The organism is Chromatiales bacterium, assembly GCA_014762505.1.
In the GTDB taxonomy this organism is placed as follows: Bacteria; Pseudomonadota; Gammaproteobacteria; order SpSt-1174; family SpSt-1174; genus SpSt-1174.
On sequence record JABURS010000013.1, the window covers coordinates 1 to 17,261 of the forward strand.

At 65.9% G+C, this 17,261-nt stretch carries 20 protein-coding genes; 1 reads left to right on the top strand and 19 read right to left on the bottom strand.

Annotation, left to right across the window (positions count from 1 at the left end):
• Positions 1-50: 50 nt before the first annotated feature.
• The 5 genes from HUJ28_00660 to HUJ28_00680 all read right to left on the bottom strand — a co-directional run bounded on the left by HUJ28_00660 (position 51) and on the right by HUJ28_00680 (position 3,239).
• Entirely contained in the window at positions 51-503 is a 453-nt protein-coding gene (locus HUJ28_00660) for a hypothetical protein (protein MBD3617973.1), read from the bottom strand.
• Positions 504-598: 95 nt separating this feature from the next.
• Positions 599-1,087 (bottom strand): hypothetical protein, encoded by a 489-nt coding sequence (locus HUJ28_00665; protein ID MBD3617974.1) that lies wholly within the window; start codon positions 1,085-1,087, stop codon positions 599-601.
• 40 nt (positions 1,088-1,127) lie between these two features.
• A complete protein-coding gene (locus tag HUJ28_00670) occupies positions 1,128-2,057 on the bottom strand; it encodes a hypothetical protein (protein ID MBD3617975.1) in 930 nt (309 codons plus the stop codon).
• A 91-nt stretch (positions 2,058-2,148) separates the two neighbouring features.
• Positions 2,149-2,718: a dihydrofolate reductase gene (locus HUJ28_00675; GenBank protein MBD3617976.1), complete on the bottom strand. Its 570-nt coding sequence runs from the start codon at positions 2,716-2,718 to the stop codon at positions 2,149-2,151.
• A gap of 71 nt (positions 2,719-2,789) precedes the next feature.
• Positions 2,790-3,239, bottom strand: coding sequence for a hypothetical protein (locus HUJ28_00680; protein MBD3617977.1), 450 nt, complete (start codon positions 3,237-3,239; stop codon positions 2,790-2,792).
• 171 nt (positions 3,240-3,410) lie between these two features.
• Between HUJ28_00680 and HUJ28_00685 the strand changes: the two genes are divergently transcribed.
• Positions 3,411-4,376 carry an integron integrase gene (locus tag HUJ28_00685; GenBank protein ID MBD3617978.1) on the top strand — a complete coding sequence of 322 codons (966 nt, stop codon included), beginning with the start codon at positions 3,411-3,413 and terminating at the stop codon, positions 4,374-4,376.
• A gap of 64 nt (positions 4,377-4,440) precedes the next feature.
• Here HUJ28_00685 and HUJ28_00690 read toward each other — a convergent pair whose 3' ends face one another.
• The 14 genes from HUJ28_00690 to HUJ28_00755 form a co-directional block, all read right to left on the bottom strand.
• The gene (locus HUJ28_00690) at positions 4,441-4,866 is read right to left on the bottom strand and encodes a hypothetical protein (GenBank protein ID MBD3617979.1); all 426 of its coding nucleotides are present in this window, start codon (positions 4,864-4,866) and stop codon (positions 4,441-4,443) included.
• Between the two features lie 136 nt (positions 4,867-5,002).
• Positions 5,003-5,356, bottom strand: coding sequence for a DUF488 family protein (locus tag HUJ28_00695; protein MBD3617980.1), 354 nt, complete (start codon positions 5,354-5,356; stop codon positions 5,003-5,005).
• Positions 5,357-5,387: 31 nt separating this feature from the next.
• Positions 5,388-5,987: a V-type ATP synthase subunit D gene (locus tag HUJ28_00700; GenBank protein MBD3617981.1), complete on the bottom strand. Its 600-nt coding sequence runs from the start codon at positions 5,985-5,987 to the stop codon at positions 5,388-5,390.
• Positions 5,984-7,390 (bottom strand): V-type ATP synthase subunit B, encoded by a 1,407-nt coding sequence (locus HUJ28_00705; GenBank protein ID MBD3617982.1) that lies wholly within the window; start codon positions 7,388-7,390, stop codon positions 5,984-5,986. The genes HUJ28_00700 and HUJ28_00705 overlap by 4 nt, the downstream gene beginning before the upstream one ends.
• Positions 7,387-9,135, bottom strand: a complete 1,749-nt coding sequence (locus HUJ28_00710) for a V-type ATP synthase subunit A (GenBank protein ID MBD3617983.1) — start codon at positions 9,133-9,135, stop codon at positions 7,387-7,389. The genes HUJ28_00705 and HUJ28_00710 overlap by 4 nt, the downstream gene beginning before the upstream one ends.
• The gene (locus tag HUJ28_00715; protein MBD3617984.1) at positions 9,132-9,755 is read right to left on the bottom strand and encodes a hypothetical protein; all 624 of its coding nucleotides are present in this window, start codon (positions 9,753-9,755) and stop codon (positions 9,132-9,134) included. Before HUJ28_00715 ends, HUJ28_00710 begins: the two co-directional genes overlap by 4 nt.
• The gene (locus HUJ28_00720) at positions 9,752-10,066 is read right to left on the bottom strand and encodes a Vacuolar H+transporting two-sector ATPase F subunit (protein MBD3617985.1); all 315 of its coding nucleotides are present in this window, start codon (positions 10,064-10,066) and stop codon (positions 9,752-9,754) included. The genes HUJ28_00715 and HUJ28_00720 overlap by 4 nt, the downstream gene beginning before the upstream one ends.
• 5 nt (positions 10,067-10,071) lie before the next feature.
• Positions 10,072-10,299 (bottom strand): F0F1 ATP synthase subunit C, encoded by a 228-nt coding sequence (locus tag HUJ28_00725; protein MBD3617986.1) that lies wholly within the window; start codon positions 10,297-10,299, stop codon positions 10,072-10,074.
• 109 nt (positions 10,300-10,408) lie between these two features.
• The gene (locus tag HUJ28_00730) at positions 10,409-12,256 is read right to left on the bottom strand and encodes an ATPase (protein ID MBD3617987.1); all 1,848 of its coding nucleotides are present in this window, start codon (positions 12,254-12,256) and stop codon (positions 10,409-10,411) included.
• Entirely contained in the window at positions 12,256-13,059 is an 804-nt protein-coding gene (locus tag HUJ28_00735; protein MBD3617988.1) for a hypothetical protein, read from the bottom strand. The genes HUJ28_00730 and HUJ28_00735 overlap by 1 nt, the downstream gene beginning before the upstream one ends.
• Position 13,060: 1 nt before the next feature.
• Positions 13,061-13,441: a hypothetical protein gene (locus HUJ28_00740; GenBank protein MBD3617989.1), complete on the bottom strand. Its 381-nt coding sequence runs from the start codon at positions 13,439-13,441 to the stop codon at positions 13,061-13,063.
• A 5-nt stretch (positions 13,442-13,446) separates the two neighbouring features.
• Complete coding sequence (locus tag HUJ28_00745) at positions 13,447-15,204, bottom strand: nickel-dependent hydrogenase large subunit (GenBank protein MBD3617990.1); 1,758 nt, start codon at positions 15,202-15,204, stop codon at positions 13,447-13,449.
• A gap of 34 nt (positions 15,205-15,238) precedes the next feature.
• Positions 15,239-16,600: a (Fe-S)-binding protein gene (locus HUJ28_00750; GenBank protein ID MBD3617991.1), complete on the bottom strand. Its 1,362-nt coding sequence runs from the start codon at positions 16,598-16,600 to the stop codon at positions 15,239-15,241.
• On the bottom strand, positions 16,597-17,256 hold the full coding sequence (locus HUJ28_00755) for a nitrate reductase (GenBank protein ID MBD3617992.1): 660 nt from the start codon (positions 17,254-17,256) through the stop codon (positions 16,597-16,599). The genes HUJ28_00750 and HUJ28_00755 overlap by 4 nt, the downstream gene beginning before the upstream one ends.
• Positions 17,257-17,261 lie beyond the last annotated feature (5 nt).

Here is a 17,261-nt window from a genome sequence, read left to right on the forward strand (position 1 = left end):
ATAGGTTACGAGAAAATTCTACTTTTGAGCACCGTTAGTTTTCGGGGGGATTACCCTTGTACCCCACCGAGCCTGGAAAGCAAAAGATCAAGAACGCAATAGTTCACGGGATCTAAGAACGCGACTATTTTTGAGATAAAAGAGATGCCAGAGAATTGCGGCAAACGAATGTTCCTAACGTCCTGTAAAGTTGGTATGTTTCCATTCGCTACCAGCTGCTGAAATTGTCCTAACTGAGCAGCAGTAACTCCGTTTCTGAAATGGTTAACACGATACATTTGATAACCAGCGTTCGCGTTTCCCCAGTAAATGACATTGGCAAGGCCGTATTCCGTTTGTTGCCCATGAGGTGAAATCAGCATCCCTCGAATGACACCCTCCAGGGCAGGCATATTCCCCGCATCGACTTGTGCATTATTGAGAAAGTCGAAATAGACCGCTGGGAACGCGTAGCCCTGAATTGACGCCTCCAAGTCATTTGCTTGTTGTATTGTCAGAGGCACTCAACTCTCCTGGTCGCATAACGCCCAAGCTCACCCGACGCGGGCCGCGTAGCGGTACGCGGTCGGGTGGAGCGCCGTGTTAGGCATTTTCGGTATCACGACTCCTCGGCAGTCAGCGCGTAACTACGACCCTTCTTCTCGCGCCGTACTCGCCCAAGAACTTCACCATAGTAGAGCGCCCACTGTGTTTGCTCGCGTTCGTACGGCACATGCTTATATAACTCGCTCTGCAAAATACCGGGGGATGCACATATTACTTTCAAAGCTGATGTAAGGATGGCGTCAAACAATGGGTCATCAACCACGTACCGCGCCTGTTCAGATCTCAGCATGGCGTTGACCTGCTCTTTGGTAGCCGGATCTCGGATTACGCTGGCAGCGTATGCAGATTTCTGGTACATCAACCTGGCTCGTTCAAAGTCCCTTGCTTCCCAAGCGATCCGGGCCACTTTTACAAACTCACCGACGTCACCGGGCAGCAAAGGCTCAACGGCCCTGCGCACTTCCCCCATAGGGTGCGCAGGCGTAGACGAAGCCGGCTTGGTCACTTGTCTGCGCCCAAAGAACTTATCGAGCAACCCCATAATCTTCTCCCTCTCCCTTTCAAACGATGCGCCTTGGACACTATCTCATCTTGACTTCTGCTCTGCACGCACAGTCCAACCGGTCACATGGCGGATACCCGCTATCCCAGAACGGATCATCGAACCTAAACGTCTTGCCGTCCAACTTATTACATCGCTCCGGTGTATCAGGTCCTTGAAATGCTACGAATCTCCAATTTGGATATCTCTCCGATATTTCAAGCATCTGCTTCCTGCGTCGTAGCGCATACGCAATTGCTGCTATACGCCTAGCGAACATTGCACTCATGTCGCGGTGGTTCACGGTTCCTGGCTTCTCTAGTTCAGAGACAAGCCTTTCGCGCAATGCCGTTGTCAGTTGCTCGGCTGCATCGGATTCAACAACGCTAATGATGGCATTTATGATGTCAGCCTTCTTTGAACCGGCAGCACCCGATTCTTTTGTTGCGTGTTCTTTGTATATCGCGCGAAGCTCCGGCACCTTCAAGCCACCCAAGAGTTCAGCCAATGAGCTGCCGTTTATATCGGCTATTTCTTCCTCGTAAGATTCTTTGTCACGTTCTACAAGATAATTCACGTAAGCCGCCCATCGCCAAGTTCCCTCTGGCAAATGCTTCATGACGGTTTCCTGCTCACGACGTGGGCTTCCCGATGTATGGGCCACCAAGAGTTCCGGAAGCAATAATTCAAGCGCCCTACGATCTGCATCAACGCCTTCGGCGACCTTCCAGAAGGCTGGCTCGTAGTACCACTTGTTATCCTGCGCATTTTCTCTGATTTCTTGTTCGGTAAACGTCCGCACCTCGATGGAGGCGTTGAGAGAGACTCCGCCCGCGTCAATCTCACCCAGATCTTGGCGGTAAGTGACCGTTCCCTTTTCCCTTCGTTGGCTCGTAGTTGCGCCCGTACTGACAGTGCTGCTCGGGCCTGTGCTACGAAAGACTGAGCGGATAAAGTCCAAAATGCCCAAAGCTACCTCCTTTTTTATTGCCTAACGCCAAGCTAACCTGCTAGCTACGAGGCGCTGAGCGCCGAAGTAGCGCGTCAGGTTAAGCGACGTGTTATGCGGCATCTGCAATCTTGTACAGGCTTTGCACAAAGCCGCTTTCATAACTGCGTGTCCATACATGCTGTAGCCTGATGTCACGTGTCAATGGACCGAACAGCGGTATTCCGTCGCCAATTAGCACGGGGATTCTAGTTATAGTCATGTCCTGAATCAGACCTGCTTGCAGGAAAGCCTGGATTGTCTTTCTACCATCAACGTAGACGCGCTCAGAACCGGACGAAGCCAATAGTTGAATCAACTCTGTGGGAGACGATGAAGTCCCCTCAACGCCTTCCTTGAGGCTCTTGAGGTTCTTCGGGAATCCACTACTCAAGACGATGACATTCTTGCCTTGATACGGCCATTCCTTGAATGTCAACGCCAAGTCATAAGTCTTTCGGCCCATGACAAGCGTATCTATGGACGCGAAGAACTCATTGAAACCATAGTCTTCGCTCGCAACCTCACCATCGCTCCCAGGCAGCCAATCAAGATCGCCGTTCTTTCTTGCGATGAAGCCGTCTAGGCTCGTTGCGATAAATACTGAGCACGTAACAGACACATCCGCCCCTTCATGACGCATAACGTTCCGCTTGAGCCGCGGATTGCCCTGGAGCGCAGCGGAAGGGTAAGCCGTCGGACTCGAAGCGGTGGTTATGCAAGTTGCTCATCGCTCACCTGCCAAAACGATATTTGGTATTGAGAATAATCGTCCGCATCGTCTGGCACGAAGAACTCGACTACGCACGGACGCTCCGGAAACTGCCACTGCAGCTTGGCTTCGTAGATTTCTTTCAAGACAGTGCCAAGCCGAATCAATTTGTCCTTCGAAATATCCTCACAGCTCAAATGCTGAATGTCTTGCAAGTGCCTGTGGTTCATCACCCACTCAACAGACTTTCGCGTGCTCCCGTCTCGGCCTTCGAAGCCCCTTAACGACGCCTCAGAGAAACCCTTCGGAAGGATGTACCCTTCGAATTCTGTGAACTCCGGCCAGAAGATGGCCGCGTAGCCTACAGCAAGAGAAAAGTTGCCGGCGCACCCAACCCAAGACTCAAGGTCAATCCCTGAACCGTTGTTCCACGAGCCAAGGTCAGCCTTCATGCTTTCGGGTATATCCATCGCCGTCCCTTACGCATAACTATAATTAGTGGGCCTAAATGACCGGTTTAAACCGGTCAAATGGGACCCGTAGCAGCGGAGTAGTTGAAAAATCAACCACATAGTGAATAATAACCGGACAATCCAGGAGAAATCGGACACAAGGAGGTGTCTATGGGCCAGCCACGGCTGCTGGACCGTCTGAGAGAGGCGATCCGGGTACGTCATTACAGCATCCGCACCGAGGATGCGTATGTGCAGTGGGTGCGTCGATTCATCCTGTTCCATGACAAGCGCCATCCTTCGACAATGGGAGCGTCCGAGGTCGAGGCCTTCCTGAGTCATCTGGCCGTAGACAAGCATGTGTCGGCCTCCACGCAAAATCAAGCGCTCTCCGCCATCCTCTTTCTATACAAGCACGTCCTCGATATGGACCTGCCGTGGCTCTCGGACGTGGTGCGCGCGAAGCGCCCGGAACGCTTGCCCGTTGTGCTCACACGCCAGGAGATCCAGCGACTGTTCGGCCAGTTGCACGGGGTCAATGGCCTGATCGTTCGGCTGGCGTATGGCACGGGGATGCGACGGATGGAGGTGTTGCGCCTGCGCGTGCAGGACATCGACTTCGGTTACAACCAGATCACGGTGCGGGCGGGCAAGGGCAACAAGGACCGCCAGACCATGTTGCCCCGCGCCCTGGCCGGTGAACTCAAGGTTCATCTCACCAAGGTGAAACAGGCGCACGAGTCGGACCTGGCCGAGGGGTTCGGCACTGTGGCCCTGCCGGATGCGATCGAGCGCAAGTACCCGAATGCGGCCACGGAGTGGCGCTGGCAGTACGTGTTTCCCGCTCCGAAGCGCTCGATCGACCCACGCTCGGGGTCGGAACGTCGTCATCACTGGTACGAGAAGAACGTTCAGCGCGCACTGAGCCAGGCGGCGCGTGCGGCTGGCATCCACAAGCGCGTGAGCATGCACGTGATGCGCCACTCGTTCGCGACGCACCTGCTGGATGACGGCTATGACATTCGTACCGTACAGGACCTGCTAGGTCATGCCGATGTGAAGACCACCATGATCTACACGCACGTTCTGAACCGTGGCGGCCGGGCCGTGTTGAGCCCACTGGACACGCCCCGATAGACTCTGCCCACAAAAAAGCCCGACCTCTCGCGAGGCCGGGCCTTGATCGGGTACTACCCTGGGATCACTCCCAGAAGCGCCACCACTTGCGACGCTGTTCGCGGGCCTCCTGGCCCTGCTCGGAGCCCTTGCCGGCTTCCTTCTGTTCATGTTCCATCTTGCGCTCGCGCAGCTGTTCCTGCTGCTCGGCGCCTTTGCCCTTGCCCTGGCCCATGTCGTCGGGCTTGCCCTGCTGACCCTGGCCCTGGCCCTTGGCCTTGTCGCGGTAGGCGCCGTCGCTGGTGCCTTTGCTGTCGCGGTGTTCCTGGCGCTGTTCGCGGTCGCGGCTGCGTTCCTCGTTTTCTTCCGCCTCGCTGGCCTCCTGCTCGGCGGTCTCGGCCTGGGCCAGGACGAGCGGCTGTGCCGATGCCGGGGCGGCCATGGCGGGTGCGCCCAGTGCGGCGGCCAGCAGCAGGCCGAGGGCGGTGGAGGGGATGGTCATCTTCTTCATGGTCTTCTCCTTGGACATTCCGTGGCAGTGAGGAGTCGGACGGTCGGGCACGGATACCCTGCCGGCCGTTTTTATTGATGCGTCGTAGTATCGGGATTTGCTGATACGCGCGCATTGACCGACCGCAAAGAATCGATCAATCGTCCCGCGCCCGCAGGTAGTCGCGCAGGGCGATGGCGTTGTTGTGCGCCCGGTCCCTGGCGGCATAGACGAGGGTGATGCGCCCCTGCCCTGCCCAGTCGCGCAGCTGGGTCATGGCCTCGCCGGCCTGGTCGAGCTCGGCGAAGTAGCGCTGGCGGAAGGCATCCCGGCGTGCGGGGTCGTGACCGAACCAGCGGCGCAGGTCGTCGGAGGGGGCGAGGTCTTTCAGCCAGGCGTCGATCCGCGCCTCGGCCTTGGCGATGCCGCGCGGCCAGAGGCGGTCGACCAGGATGCGGCGGCCGTCCTGCGGGCCGGGGTCGTCGTAGATGCGGCGGGTCCAGATCTGCATGCGCCTGTTATAGACGCCGCCGGCCGTGCTGTCAGCCTGGGCGGCGGCTGCGCACGCGGATGGCCTCTTCCAGCTCCTGGGCCTCGAGCACGTCGCCGATGGCCTTGATGCTCTCCTTGAGCTCGGGAATGATCACGTCCTCCAGCGCGCGGGCGCGGCGCTCGGTGCGCTGGTATTCGCGCAGCAGGCGCGTGAGGTTGGCGGTGGTGGCGGCCAGGGCCGCGAGGTCTTCGAGCAGGACGAGAAACGCCGTCTTGGCGTGCTCGCCCTCGGTGGTGGCGAGGTCGGCGCTGGCCTGGCGCGCGGCCTCGATGTCGAGCCGCGCCTCGGTGAGCGGCACGCCGAGCAGGCTGCGCCGGTGCTGCCTGAATTCACCGGTGGAATCGGCGGCCGGATAGGCGGCCAGCCCCTCCAGGCCATGACGCTGTACGGCATGGGCCAGCGCGGTACGGGCATCCTCGCGATGCGCGAGATAGGCGCGACGCTGGCTCTCATAGCGCTTGAGCTGTACGACGATCTCGCTGGCGAGCAGCACGCGCTTCTCGTCGAGGAAGGCGTGCCCCTCGCGCATCACCCCCTGCTCGTCGCGCAGCTCCAGCAGGGCCGAGCGGGTGGGGATGAGATCGCTCATCCGCTGCCCTCCCCGTCGATGTACTGCGCGATCTGCGCGTCGTTGAGACGGTTGAGCGCGGTGCGCGGCAACGCGCGTAGCAGCTCCCAGCCCAGCGCCATGCTCGCCTCCAGGCTGCGGCGCTCGTCCTGGGCCACGTAGTCGTGCTCGAACCGGTGGGCGAAGGCGAGGAACTGCCGGTCCTCCTCGGCCAGGCCGTCGTCGCCGACCACGGAGGCCAGCAGGCGCGCCTGCTGCGCGCGGGCATAGGCGGCGTAGAGCTGGTTGGCCAGCGCCGGGTGATCGGGGTGCGTGTAGTCGCCGCCGGTGCCGTCCTTCATCAGGCGCGACAGGCTCGGCAGCACCTTCACCGGCGGGTACACGCCCTGGCGGTCGAGCTCGCGGTCGATCACGATCTGGCCCTCGGTGATGTAGCCGGTGAGGTCCGGGATGGGGTGGCCGATGTCGTCGGCGGGCATGGTGAGGATGGGCAGCTGGGTGAGCGTGCCCGCCCGGCCGTGCACGCGCCCGGCGCGCTCGTAGAGGGTGGCGAGGTCGGAGTACATGTAACCGGGATAGCCCTTGCGGCTCGGGATCTCGCCGAGGCTGGAGGAGACCTCGCGCAGGGCCTCGCAGTAGTTGGTCATGTCGGTGATGATGACCAGCACGTGCATGCCTTCCTCGAAGGCGAGGTACTCGGCGGCGGTGAGCGCGTAGCGCGGCGTGAGCAGGCGCTGGGTGCTGGAGTCAGAGGCCAGGTTCAGGAACAGCACGGTGCGTTCCAGTGCCCCGCTCTCCTCCAGGCGATGGCGGAAGTACTCGGCGCTGTCGTAGGGCAGGCCGATGCCGACGAAGACGATGGCGAAGTCCTCGTCCGAACTGCGCAGCCGCGCGTTGACGGCGATGTCCGCGGCCAGGCGGTCGTGCGGCAGACCGCCGCCCGAGAACAGCGGCAGCTTCTGCCCGCGCACCAGGCTGTTCATGATGTCGACGGTGGAGACACCGGTCTCGATGAAGTCGCGCGGCGTCTCGCGCTGCACGGGGTTGATGGGCAGGCCGCCGATCTCCAGGTGCCGGCGCGCGGCCACCGGCGGGCCGCCGTCGACCACCTCGCCCACGCCGTTGAAGACGCGCCCGAGCAGGCCGGGACCGACGCCGAACTCCAGCGGCCGGCCGGTGAGGTTGAGGCGGATGTCGTCGAGGTTGAGCCCCATGGTCGGCTCCAGCACCTCCACGGTCATGCGTTCCTCGTCGATGCTGACGATGCGCCCGAGGCGCTGGCGGCCGCTCGCATCCTCCACGTACACGGCCTCGTTGAGCGTGACCTCGGCCAGGCGCTTGAGGAACAGCAGCGGCCCCTCCAGGCGTTCGGCCGCGCCCTCCAGGTAGATGCGACTGCGCAGCTGCGTGATGCGCCCGCTCATGCCGTCACCTCCTCGGCCAGTGCACGCAGCTCGCGCTCCATGTCCTCGCCCAGGGCCTGGTAGGCGGCGAGATCGTCCGGCGGCAGATCCTCGCCCATGCGCTGCAGGCGCCGGTAGATGCGCAGGCCCGTGACCTCGGCCGGCGTGACGCCGTGGGCCACGGCCTGCTGGGCGAGCTCGGCGAAGCGGATGAGCAGGCGCAGCATGACGGTCTGGCGCTCGGGCGAGGCGTAGCGGTCGTTCTCGGAAAAGGCCGACTGGCGCAGGAAGGCGTCGTTCAGCAGCTCGGCGGCGAGCAGGCGCATCTGCTGGCCGAAGGGCAGCGCGTCCTTGCCGATGATGCGCGCCATGCGCTCGAGCCGCGTCTGTTCCTCCAGCAGGGCCAGCGTCTCGCGGCGCAGGCGCGGCCAGTCGCTGTTGCCGCGCGCCTGCCACCAGGCGGCCAGCCGCGGGGTCTCCTCGGCGTAGGACTGCAGCGGGTTGATGGCCGGGTACATGCGTGCCTGCGCGCGCTTCGCGTCCAGCGCCCAGAAGCTGCGCACGTAGCGCTTGGTGTGACTGGTCACCGGCTCGGAGAAGTCGCCGGCCGGCGGCGAGACCGTGCCCATGACCGTGACCGAGCCGATCTTGCCGGCCAGCGTCTCGCCCTTGGCCGCCCGCTCGTAGAAGTCGGCGAGCCGGCTGCTGAGATAGGCCGGGTAGCCGGCCTCGCCCGGCAGCTCGCCGAGCCGCCCGGAGATCTCGCGCAGGGCCTCGGCCCAGCGGCTGGTGGAGTCGGCCATGAGCGCCACGTGCAGGCCCTGGTCGCGGTAGTACTCGGCCAGGGTGACGGCCGTGTAGATGCTCGCCTCGCGCGCGGCCACCGGCATGTTGGAGGTGTTGGCGATGATCACCGTGCGCTCCATCAGCGAGCGCCCGGTGCGGGGATCGGAGAGGCCGGGGAATTCTTCCAGCATGCCCGTGAGCTCGTTGCCGCGCTCGCCACAGCCCACGTAGATGATCACATCGGCACTGCACCAGCGGGCCAGCGTCTCCAGCAGCACGGTCTTGCCGGTGCCGAAGCCCCCCGGCACCGCCGCCTTGCCGCCCAGGCCCACGGGAAACAGCGAGTCGATCACGCGCTGACCGGTGATGAGCGGCTCGTCCACCGGCAGGCGGCGGGCCAGCGGGCGTGCGATGCGCACCGGCCAGTCCTGGCGGGCGGCGACCTCGTGCCGCTCACCGCGCGCGTCCTCGAGGCGACAGATCACCTCGGCCTCGCGGTACTCGCCGGCCGCCGCGATCTCCACCACCTCACCGCCGAGATCGGGCGGCAGCAGGACCTGCTGGTCCATGGCCCCTGCCCGCTCGGCCGCCCCCAGCACGGCGCCGGGCGCGAGCCTATCCCCCACCGAGACGGCGGGGGTGAAGCGGTAGTGCTGGTCGCGCTCGCGAAAGCCGCCGCGCGGGATGAAGGGCGTGTCGAAGCCGTCCAGCGGGCGCAGCAGGCCGTCGTACATGCCGCCCAGCACGCCCGGCCCGAGCGGGATGGAGAGCGGCCGGCCGGTGCCGGCGAGCCGGCGCCCCGGGGCGAGCCCGGTGGTGTCCTCGTAGACCTGCACGGTGATGTGGTCGCCGTCGAGGCGCACCACCTCGCCCAGCAGCCGCTCCTCGCCGATGGCGACCGATTCGTAGAGGCCGAAAGGCCCTTCCGTGCGGGCCCGCAGCAGCGGGCCGCCGATGTATTCGATGACTGCTTCGCTCATGTCGCGTCCGTCGTGGCGGTGGTGTCGAGGGCCTCGAGCAGGGCCTCGCGCAGGTGCCGGTCGGCCAGCAGGGTCGCCAGCGTGGCGTCGAGCACCACGCCCTGTGCGCGGATACGCAGGCCGGCATGCAGGTCGTCGACCTGTTCCACCGCTGCCGTGCGCGCCCCGCAGGCCGCAATGGCCCGGTCCCAGGCCGCCTCGTGGTGGGCCAGCCAGCAGGGGCCGCCGCGCACCAGGGTCCAGTCCCGCGTCGGCAGCGTGGCGGCGGCCTGCGCGACCAGGGCCTCGATCCAGCGCGCGGCGGGTCCGGGCTCGGCCCAGCGCGCCAGGAGGGCCATCTCCAGCTGCGACAGGGCCCGGTCGAACAGGCCCTGCAGGCGCTGCTGGGCACACTCGCGCTCGGCCGTGTGGATGCGCGCCTCGGCCAGGGCCTGCTCGCGGGCGATGCGCTCGCGCTCGGCCATCACCGTCGCGTGCAGTCGGCGGGCGGCGCTGCGCCGCGCCTCCTGCAGCAGCGCCTGCGCCTGCGCGCGGGCGGCCTCGATCAGCCCCTCGCACTCGCGCGCCTGGCTGGCGCGGATGTGCTCGATGAGCCGGTGCGCGTCCTGTCCCTGGCTCATGCCCCCTCCTCGCGCATGCCCAGCCGCCGCCGCACCTCGGCACCGACGTCGGGGGCGCCCCCGGTGCCGGCATCGTGGTTGATGGCATCGATCACGACCAGCAGCGGCTTCAGGGCCGCGGCATCCGCGGCGCGGCGACGGGGCTCCAGCCGCGCCGCCCAGGGCGCGGTGAGGATGAGCACGTCGCACTCGCCGCGCAGCTTCTCGTAACGCGCGGCGAAATCGTCCTCGTCCGGCGTCTCCACCTGCGCACCGGCCAGCCGGAAGCCGGCCGCGGTGAGCTCGTCGCCGAGAAAGCCGATGCTCGCCATCGTCCTCAGACCAGGCGGTTGAGGATGAGGATGGAGACGATCAGGCCGTAGATGGCGATCCCCTCGGCCAGGCCGACGAGGATGAGCGCCCGGCCGAAGAGCTCCGGCTTCTCGGCCATGAGGCCGACGGCGGCCGAGCCGACCCGGGCCACGGCGATGCCGGCGGCCAGGGCCGACAGGCCGGTGGAGAGGGCGGCGGCCATCAGGCCCCACTGCCAGACGGGGTCGCCCATCAGCTGGGCGAGGCCCTCGGTCTCGGCGGCGAAGGCATGGCTCGCACCCAGCAGCAGGGTGGCGCAGGCCGCGATCGCGATCGTGGCTTTCAACAACAGGGGAACGGCACTAGGACGGTTCACGCTGGACTCCTTGGTAATGCGGCGGTGGCTGGATGGGCTGGAAGGGCCGCCCGCCGCCCTTGAGGAAGCGGACGAAGAATTCGAACAGGATCAGGCGCGTGGTCTGGATCGAGACCACCAGGCCCTCGATGGCGAGGATGAGCAGGTTGCCGAGCACCAGGATCAGCGCGGTCGCCCAGAGGGCCGTGGTCGCCTCGGCCAGGCTCGTGACCGCCGCCGCCAGCCCGGCATGCGCCAGGGCGAAGGCGCCGACGCGCACGAAGGACAGGGTGTTGACGAGCAGCTGGAAGACGCGCTCGACGAGCTCGCCCGCCAGGTGCCCCACGGCCTTCAGGCCACCGCCGAGCGCGGCGGTCAGCAGCATGGTGACCAGCCCCAGGACGGCCAGCCACCCCAGGGCCGGCAGGAAGAAGGCGCCGAGGATCCCGGCATACAGCCCGATGAAGCCGGCCTCCGCCAGCCAGCCCAGCGGTCGGGTGTCCCGATCCCACCAGGCCTGCAGGGCATTGAGCAGGAGCCCGAGCCCCAGCAGCACCACGCCGATCACCAGCGAGCCGGCCAGCAGGGTCACCGGGTGGTTGAGCGGATGCAGCCACAGCGGCGTGATCAGGGTCTCGTTGGTGAAGATGCTGCCGTAGAGCAGGCCGAAGACCATGGCCGAGGCCCCGCCCCAGACCAGCAGCCGCGCCAGCGGCCAGCGCCGCATGAGCGCGAGCCCCAGCAGCAGGAACACGAGGCCGTGACCGACGTCGCCGAACATGTAGCCGAACAGCAGCGGCACGGCCACGGCGAGGATCACGGTGGGGTCGGCGTCCCGCCCGGCCGGCATGCCCAGGGCGCGCACGAAGGTCTCGAAGGGCTGCGCCCAGCGGCGGTGGCGCAGGATCAGCGGTGCGGCCCGGCTGCGCGGTGCCGGCGCGGCCACCACCAGGGCATTCACGCCGGCCTGTTCGAGTTCGGTGTCCAGGGCCTCGGGGGACAGCGTGGTCCAGCCGGTGAGGCGGATCAGGTGGCGCGTGGTGTGCAGTGCCCGCAGGTGATCGGCGATCCAGGCGCACTGGGCCAGCACGCCCAGGCGGCGGGCGAGGTCGTGGCGCTCGGCCAGCGCATGCATGCGGCGCACGGCGTCGGCGCGCCCGGCCTCCAGCTCCTCCAGCCGGACCTCGGCCACCTCCAGCGGCTCGGGGCGGCCGCGCAGCCAGTCCGGCCAGCCGTGGCAGTGCCCCTCGCCCCCCTGCCGGAAGACATCCAGCGCACCGGCGCGCCCGACCAGCAGCCGGCAGTCGGCGGCATGCGGTTCCGCCCCCGCCTCCCGGCCGGGCAGCCCGGCATCGATGGGCAGGGCCAGTATCCGCGAGTCCGCCGGGAGCACCGGCCCGTCGCCGCAGCAGAGCATGACGTCGATGCGCGAGCCGGCGACCTCCACCTGCGCCAGCGGCACCCCCGCCTCGCCCAGGGCCTGCAGCACGGCCAGCCACAGGCGGGCCTCGCGCCGGGCGGCATCCAGCCCCTCCAGTCCGTTGATGAGGTCCACCGCCTCGCGCCGCCAGGCCTCCACCCCCTCCAGGGCCGCCTGCATCGCGGCGAGCGGGTCCTCCAGGCCGACGGAGACCGGCGGTTCGGGCGCGGGCCAGGCGTGGCGATAGTCGCGCTCGAGCAGGCGGAAGCGCTCGGCGCCGGCGGTGAGGGCGTGGGTGCTGATGAGATGCGAGCCCCGCGCGCCGGCCGGCTCCACCTCCACCTGCCCGGTGGCGGCCAGCACATCGAGCGCGCTGGCAAAGGCCTCGTGCGGCAACAGGATCTCGATCCAGCGGGCGGCCTGCGGCTTGAGCATCAGGCCACCTCACCCGCCAGCTTCAGGTCCAGGCGACGCGGCACCAGCTCCGCACGCAGCCGCAGCAGCAGCCAGTGCACCAGCAGCGGATAGAGGGCCGCGAGCGGGGCCTGCATGACCTGGTGGTGGGCCTCGCGCAGCAGCCGCGGCAGGGTGCGCGACTCGGGGGCCAGCCCGGCCTCATGCAGGGGATGTCCCTCGACCACCGCCTCGAGCAGGTTCCGGAAACGGGCGTCCGCGCGCAGCACCGCCAGCGCCTCCGGCAGACGGCGCCAGAAACCGGCCAGCCAGTGCCGGTTGACCCGGTGGCGGCCACCGGCGCCCCGCCGACCCTGCCCGGCAGCCGCGCCCTGCCCGCCCAGGAGCTCGGCCAGGACCCCGGCCTCACGGCCTTCCAGCCAGGCGGCCAGCCGCGGGTCGGCCTGCATCCACTCCGGGGCGGGCTCGCGGCGCTGCAGAAAACCGGCGAAGTCGAGATAGGGCAGGTATTCGCACCAGCGCAGCAGCGGGGCGTAGGCCGGCGGCAGCCAGCCGGCCACCCGCCGCAGTTCCTCGACATGGCGCTGGCGCAGGGCCTGTTCGAGGCCATGGACGTCGGCCTCGCGCGACAGGCCGCCCAGCCAGTCGGCGAGCGGCTGACGGGCGGCGGCATCGAGGTAATGGTGGTAATCGACGAGCGGTGCGAGCTGGGCCCAGGCCCCCTCCCCCGGGATACGGGCCAGGCGGTGATGCAGGCGCGCCAGGGCATAGTCGAGCTGACCATGTCCGGGCGCGGCAGCCAGCAGGAGGCGGGCGGCCGTCATCTCAGCGCCCCTCGTCCGCTTCACCGAACAGCCCCTCGACCACGGCGTCCACCGCGGCGGTCACCAGGGCCGCCTCCTGGTCGGGATCGCCAGCCCGGTCGTAGAGCACCTGGCACTGCACCACGGCCCGCTCACGCCATTCGACCACGGCACGCTCGCGGATCTGGTGGACGCGGTGGATGCGCGCATCCGCCGTGGTCTCGATGGCCCGCGCCCGCGCACGCGCCGCCTCGAGGATCAGACGTGCCTCCTCGTGGCAGCGGCGCAGGGCCTCGGCGGCCGCCTGTTCGGCCGCCAGTACCTCGCGGATCGGCCCGACGTCTGCCTCGTTCGACTCCTTCCCTGAGTGCCTGTCCCGATCCTGCCGGGGCGTCTTACTCATCGGGCCTAGCGGACCTTGACCTGCACCAGCTCCTCGCCGTTCTTGTCGACCATGTGCACGGCGCAGGCCAGACAGGGGTCGAAGCTGTGGATGGTACGCAGGATCTCCAGCGGCTGGTGCGGGTCGTGCAGCTGGTGGTTGTCCATCAGCGCCGCCTCGTAGGGACCGAACTGGCCCTCGGCATCGCGCGGACCGGCATTCCAGGTGCTGGGTACCACGGCCTGGTAGTTGCTCAGCTTGCCGTCCTCGATCACCGACCAGTGGGCCAGCGCGCCGCGCGGCGCCTCCATGAAGCCCACGCCACGGCGCACCTTCTCCGTCTTGTGCCAGGTGGAGGGGTCCCATAGTTCCTGATTGTGGGTCTTCACGTCGCCCTGGCGGATGTTGTCGATGAGGTTGTCGTACCAGGTCATCATCTGGTCGGCGACGATCTTGCTCTCCAGGGTACGCGCGGCGGTACGGCCCATGGTGGAGAACATCGCCTCCAGCGGCAGGTCCAGGGTCTTCAGGGCGAAACCGGCGAGTTCGCGGGTGGCCTCGTGCCCGTTGGCATACATCATCAGCACGCGCGCCAGCGGCCCCACCTCCATGGGCTTGCCGCGCCAGCGCGGCGACTTGAGCCAGGAATAGCTCGCGTCCACGTCGAGGTGCTGGTACGGCGGCTTGGGTCCGGTGTAGTTGAGGTTGGTCTCGCCCTCGTAGGGATGCAGGCCCGCCTCCTTGCCCTTGCTGTAGTCGTACCAGGAATGGGCGACGAACTCCTGGATCTGCTCGGGGTCGTTGAGATCCATCGGATGGATGGTGGACAGGTCGCGATCGAGGATGACGCCGGCCGGCACCAGGTAGGTCGAGATGTCGTCGTAGCCCTTCTCCGGGAAGTCGCCGTAGGTCAGGAAGTTGCCCACGCCCTCCCCGCGCTTGAACCAGTCCTTGTAGAAGCTGGCGATGGCCAGCGTATCCGGCACATAGACCTGGTCGACGAAGGTCTGCATCTGGATGATGATGTCGCGCACCTGCGAGAGGCCGACGTCGTTGAGCGCGGTGCCGCCGGTGGCACCGGCGGAGGAACCGCCCGCACTGATGGCCGAGGGCGCGCCGCCGACCAGGAAGTTCGGGTGTGGGTTCTTGCCGCCGACGATGGCCTGCAGCTTGGCCACGTCGCGCTGCCAGGCGAGCGCGTCGAGGTAATGGGCCACGGCCATGAGGTTGGCCTCCGGGGGCAGCTTGTAGGCCGGGTGCCCCCAGTAGCCATTGGCGAAGATGCCGAGCTGACCGGACTCGACGAACTCCTTCACGCGCTTCTGTACATCGGAGAAGTAGCCCGGCGAGGAACGCGGATAGTTGGAGAGCGACTGCGCCAGTTCGGAGGTCGCCTTTGGATCGGCCTTGAGCGCCGAGACCACGTCCACCCAGTCCAGGGCATGCAGATGATAGAAGTGCATGACATGGTCGTGTACGAACTGCGCCCCGATCATCAGGTTGCGGATCAGCTGGGCGTTGGGCGGGATCGGATAATCCAGCGCATCCTCCACCGACCGCACCGAGGCGATGCCGTGTACCAGGGTGCAGACACCGCAGATGCGCTGGGCGAAGGCCCAGGCATCGCGCGGATCGCGGCCTTTCAGGATGGTTTCGATGCCGCGCACCATGGTGCCGGCGCTGGAGGCATGCTTGATGAAGCCATTCTCATCGGCTTCGGCCTCGATGCGCAGATGACCCTCGATGCGCGTGATGGGATCGACGACGATACGTTCTGTGCTCATGCTGCTATCCCCATGCAATCGGTTTTATTCTTGTTCAGTTCTCGACGAGGTTGTCGGCCACCAGTTCCAGGAGGCTGTGCATCGTCTTGTCCCAGTGGAAGTGTTCCTGGCTGTCGTCGAAGTTCTGACGGCAGTTGGAACAGCTGGTGAGCAGCATCTCGCCGCCCGCCCTCTCGATCTGCGCCATCTTGATCTCGAAGGCCTTGTAACGCAGCTTGTCGGCGCGATGGATGGTGATGACGCCACCGCCGCCGCCACAGCACCAGTTGTAGTCACCGGTATCTTCCGTTTCGCGCAACTCCACACCCAGGGCCTTCATCACGTCGCGCGGCGCCTGCGTGGCACCACCGCGCCGCGACACCTGGCAGGGATCGTGGAAGGTGACGGAGGTATCGACCTTCTTCACCTTGAGCCGGCCGTTGTTCACCTGCTCGGCGAGAAACTCCGAGATGTGGCGCACCTTGAACGGCAGGGGTTCGCCCATCATGTTCGCCCCCTGCCAGCGCAGCGCGCCGTAGGCATGGCCGCACTCGGGCAGGATGACGGTATGCGCACCGACCTTCTTCGCGGCCTCCACGATCTTCTTCGTCATGTCCTTCTGCCAGGCGGTGTTGCCCGAGAGCATGCCGAAGTTGGTGGCCTCGTAGCCGTCGGTGCGGAAGGTCCACTTGAGACCGAGGTGGTTCATCACCTTCGCCACGGCCGCCATCGACTCGGGGTATTTCTGGATCTCGATGGAGGACATGGTGATGAGCACGTCCGCCTCGTCCTCGTCGACGTGCATCTCCACCTCGTGCTCGTCGCCCATCCACTCGATGCGGTCCTCGAACACATTGGCGGTGGCGCCCAGCGGGCTGCCCTCGCGCTCGGCCCGCTCGGCCACCGACCAGAGCTCGTGCGGCACCAGACCGGCCTGGAACATGGCGTGACGCGCCTGACCCACCAGGGTGGCGATGTCGATGCCCATGGGACAGATCATGGTGCAGCGGCCGCACATGGTGCAGGAGTCGTAGATGAGCTCCTGCCACTCCTGCAGTTCTTCCACGGTGATCTTGCGCTTGAGACCCAGCGCCTTGTAGAGGAAGGAGAAGGGACCGGCCTCGCGCTTATAGGCCTGCTTGAAGGGCTCGAGCTTCCAGATCGGCGTGTACTTCGGATCGCCGGTCTGCACGTAGAAGTGACAGGCCTCGGCGCACTGCCCGCAGTGCACGCAGGACTCCATGTAGGTGGCGCTGGTGGCGCCGAAGTCCTTCACGAAGTTGACCATCGCCGTGTGCACGCGCTGGTCGTCGGGCATGTCACCCTGCATGTCGAAGCGCTTCTCGGGCTTCTTCACGCTCACGCGTTTGGATTCGAGGTCGAGCGGATGTTCCTGTTCCAGATCGGTGCTGCTCATGTACGTGCCCCCCGGCGCGCGAACAGCGCGCCCGTCGTGCCGCGGCTCAGGAACACGAGGAAGCTGTGTCCCAGCTTGCCGAACGGCAGCCAGATGAAGAGAAATTCGACACTGAGGATATGGATCGCCAGCACGGTCTCGTAACGCATGCCGAAACCGGTGTGGGTGAAGGCCATCATGCCGGTGAGCAGCGGCACCATCGTCACCAGCCAGCTGAAGTAGTCATCGAAGTTCGAGATCATGCGCAGCACCGGATGGGTGAGGCGCCTCACCAGCAGGGCCACCATGGCGGCCAGGGTGATGACGGCCACCAGGGTGATCACGCTGGTGGGCAGCGCCGGCCACTGGAAGCCGAGGATGCTCTCGAACCAGAGGATGTGCGGCAGGAAGGCGAACACCACGATGGCCAGGCCGATGTGGAAGACGTAGCCGACCAGGTTGGAGTAGATGACGCGCGACCAGAAGGCCTTCGCCGGTACGGAACGCGAAAACACCGTCTTCACCGCGCCGCCGAGCGTGCCGGTCTGACGCGGCTCGGACAGGTCCTTCTTGCGCTTGAGGAAGATGATGCCAAAGAGGCGCCAGGCGATGCCGAACGCCAGGATGATGAGCGACCACTGCATGGCAGGGCCGCGGGCGAATTCGAGTAGGTCCATGGTGA

Bases quoted from the DNA above. Each gene is read 5' to 3' on its own strand.
- HUJ28_00665 (MBD3617974.1), bottom strand. From the start codon at position 1,087: ATGGGGTTGCTCGATAAGTTCTTTGGGCGCAGACAAGTGACCAAGCCG.
- HUJ28_00675 (MBD3617976.1), bottom strand. From the start codon at position 2,718: ATGCGTCATGAAGGGGCGGATGTGTCTGTTACGTGCTCAGTATTTATC.
- HUJ28_00680 (MBD3617977.1), bottom strand. From the start codon at position 3,239: ATGAAGGCTGACCTTGGCTCGTGGAACAACGGTTCAGGGATTGACCTT.
- HUJ28_00685 (MBD3617978.1), top strand. From the start codon at position 3,411: ATGGGCCAGCCACGGCTGCTGGACCGTCTGAGAGAGGCGATCCGGGTA.
- HUJ28_00690 (MBD3617979.1), bottom strand. From the start codon at position 4,866: ATGAAGAAGATGACCATCCCCTCCACCGCCCTCGGCCTGCTGCTGGCC.
- HUJ28_00695 (MBD3617980.1), bottom strand. From the start codon at position 5,356: ATGCAGATCTGGACCCGCCGCATCTACGACGACCCCGGCCCGCAGGAC.
- HUJ28_00700 (MBD3617981.1), bottom strand. From the start codon at position 5,987: ATGAGCGATCTCATCCCCACCCGCTCGGCCCTGCTGGAGCTGCGCGAC.
- HUJ28_00705 (MBD3617982.1), bottom strand. From the start codon at position 7,390: ATGAGCGGGCGCATCACGCAGCTGCGCAGTCGCATCTACCTGGAGGGC.
- HUJ28_00710 (MBD3617983.1), bottom strand. From the start codon at position 9,135: ATGAGCGAAGCAGTCATCGAATACATCGGCGGCCCGCTGCTGCGGGCC.
- HUJ28_00715 (MBD3617984.1), bottom strand. From the start codon at position 9,755: ATGAGCCAGGGACAGGACGCGCACCGGCTCATCGAGCACATCCGCGCC.
- HUJ28_00720 (MBD3617985.1), bottom strand. From the start codon at position 10,066: ATGGCGAGCATCGGCTTTCTCGGCGACGAGCTCACCGCGGCCGGCTTC.
- HUJ28_00725 (MBD3617986.1), bottom strand. From the start codon at position 10,299: ATGGGCGACCCCGTCTGGCAGTGGGGCCTGATGGCCGCCGCCCTCTCC.
- HUJ28_00730 (MBD3617987.1), bottom strand. From the start codon at position 12,256: ATGCTCAAGCCGCAGGCCGCCCGCTGGATCGAGATCCTGTTGCCGCAC.
- HUJ28_00735 (MBD3617988.1), bottom strand. From the start codon at position 13,059: ATGACGGCCGCCCGCCTCCTGCTGGCTGCCGCGCCCGGACATGGTCAG.
- HUJ28_00740 (MBD3617989.1), bottom strand. From the start codon at position 13,441: ATGAGTAAGACGCCCCGGCAGGATCGGGACAGGCACTCAGGGAAGGAG.
- HUJ28_00745 (MBD3617990.1), bottom strand. From the start codon at position 15,204: ATGAGCACAGAACGTATCGTCGTCGATCCCATCACGCGCATCGAGGGT.
- HUJ28_00750 (MBD3617991.1), bottom strand. From the start codon at position 16,600: ATGAGCAGCACCGATCTGGAACAGGAACATCCGCTCGACCTCGAATCC.
- HUJ28_00755 (MBD3617992.1), bottom strand. From the start codon at position 17,256: ATGGACCTACTCGAATTCGCCCGCGGCCCTGCCATGCAGTGGTCGCTC.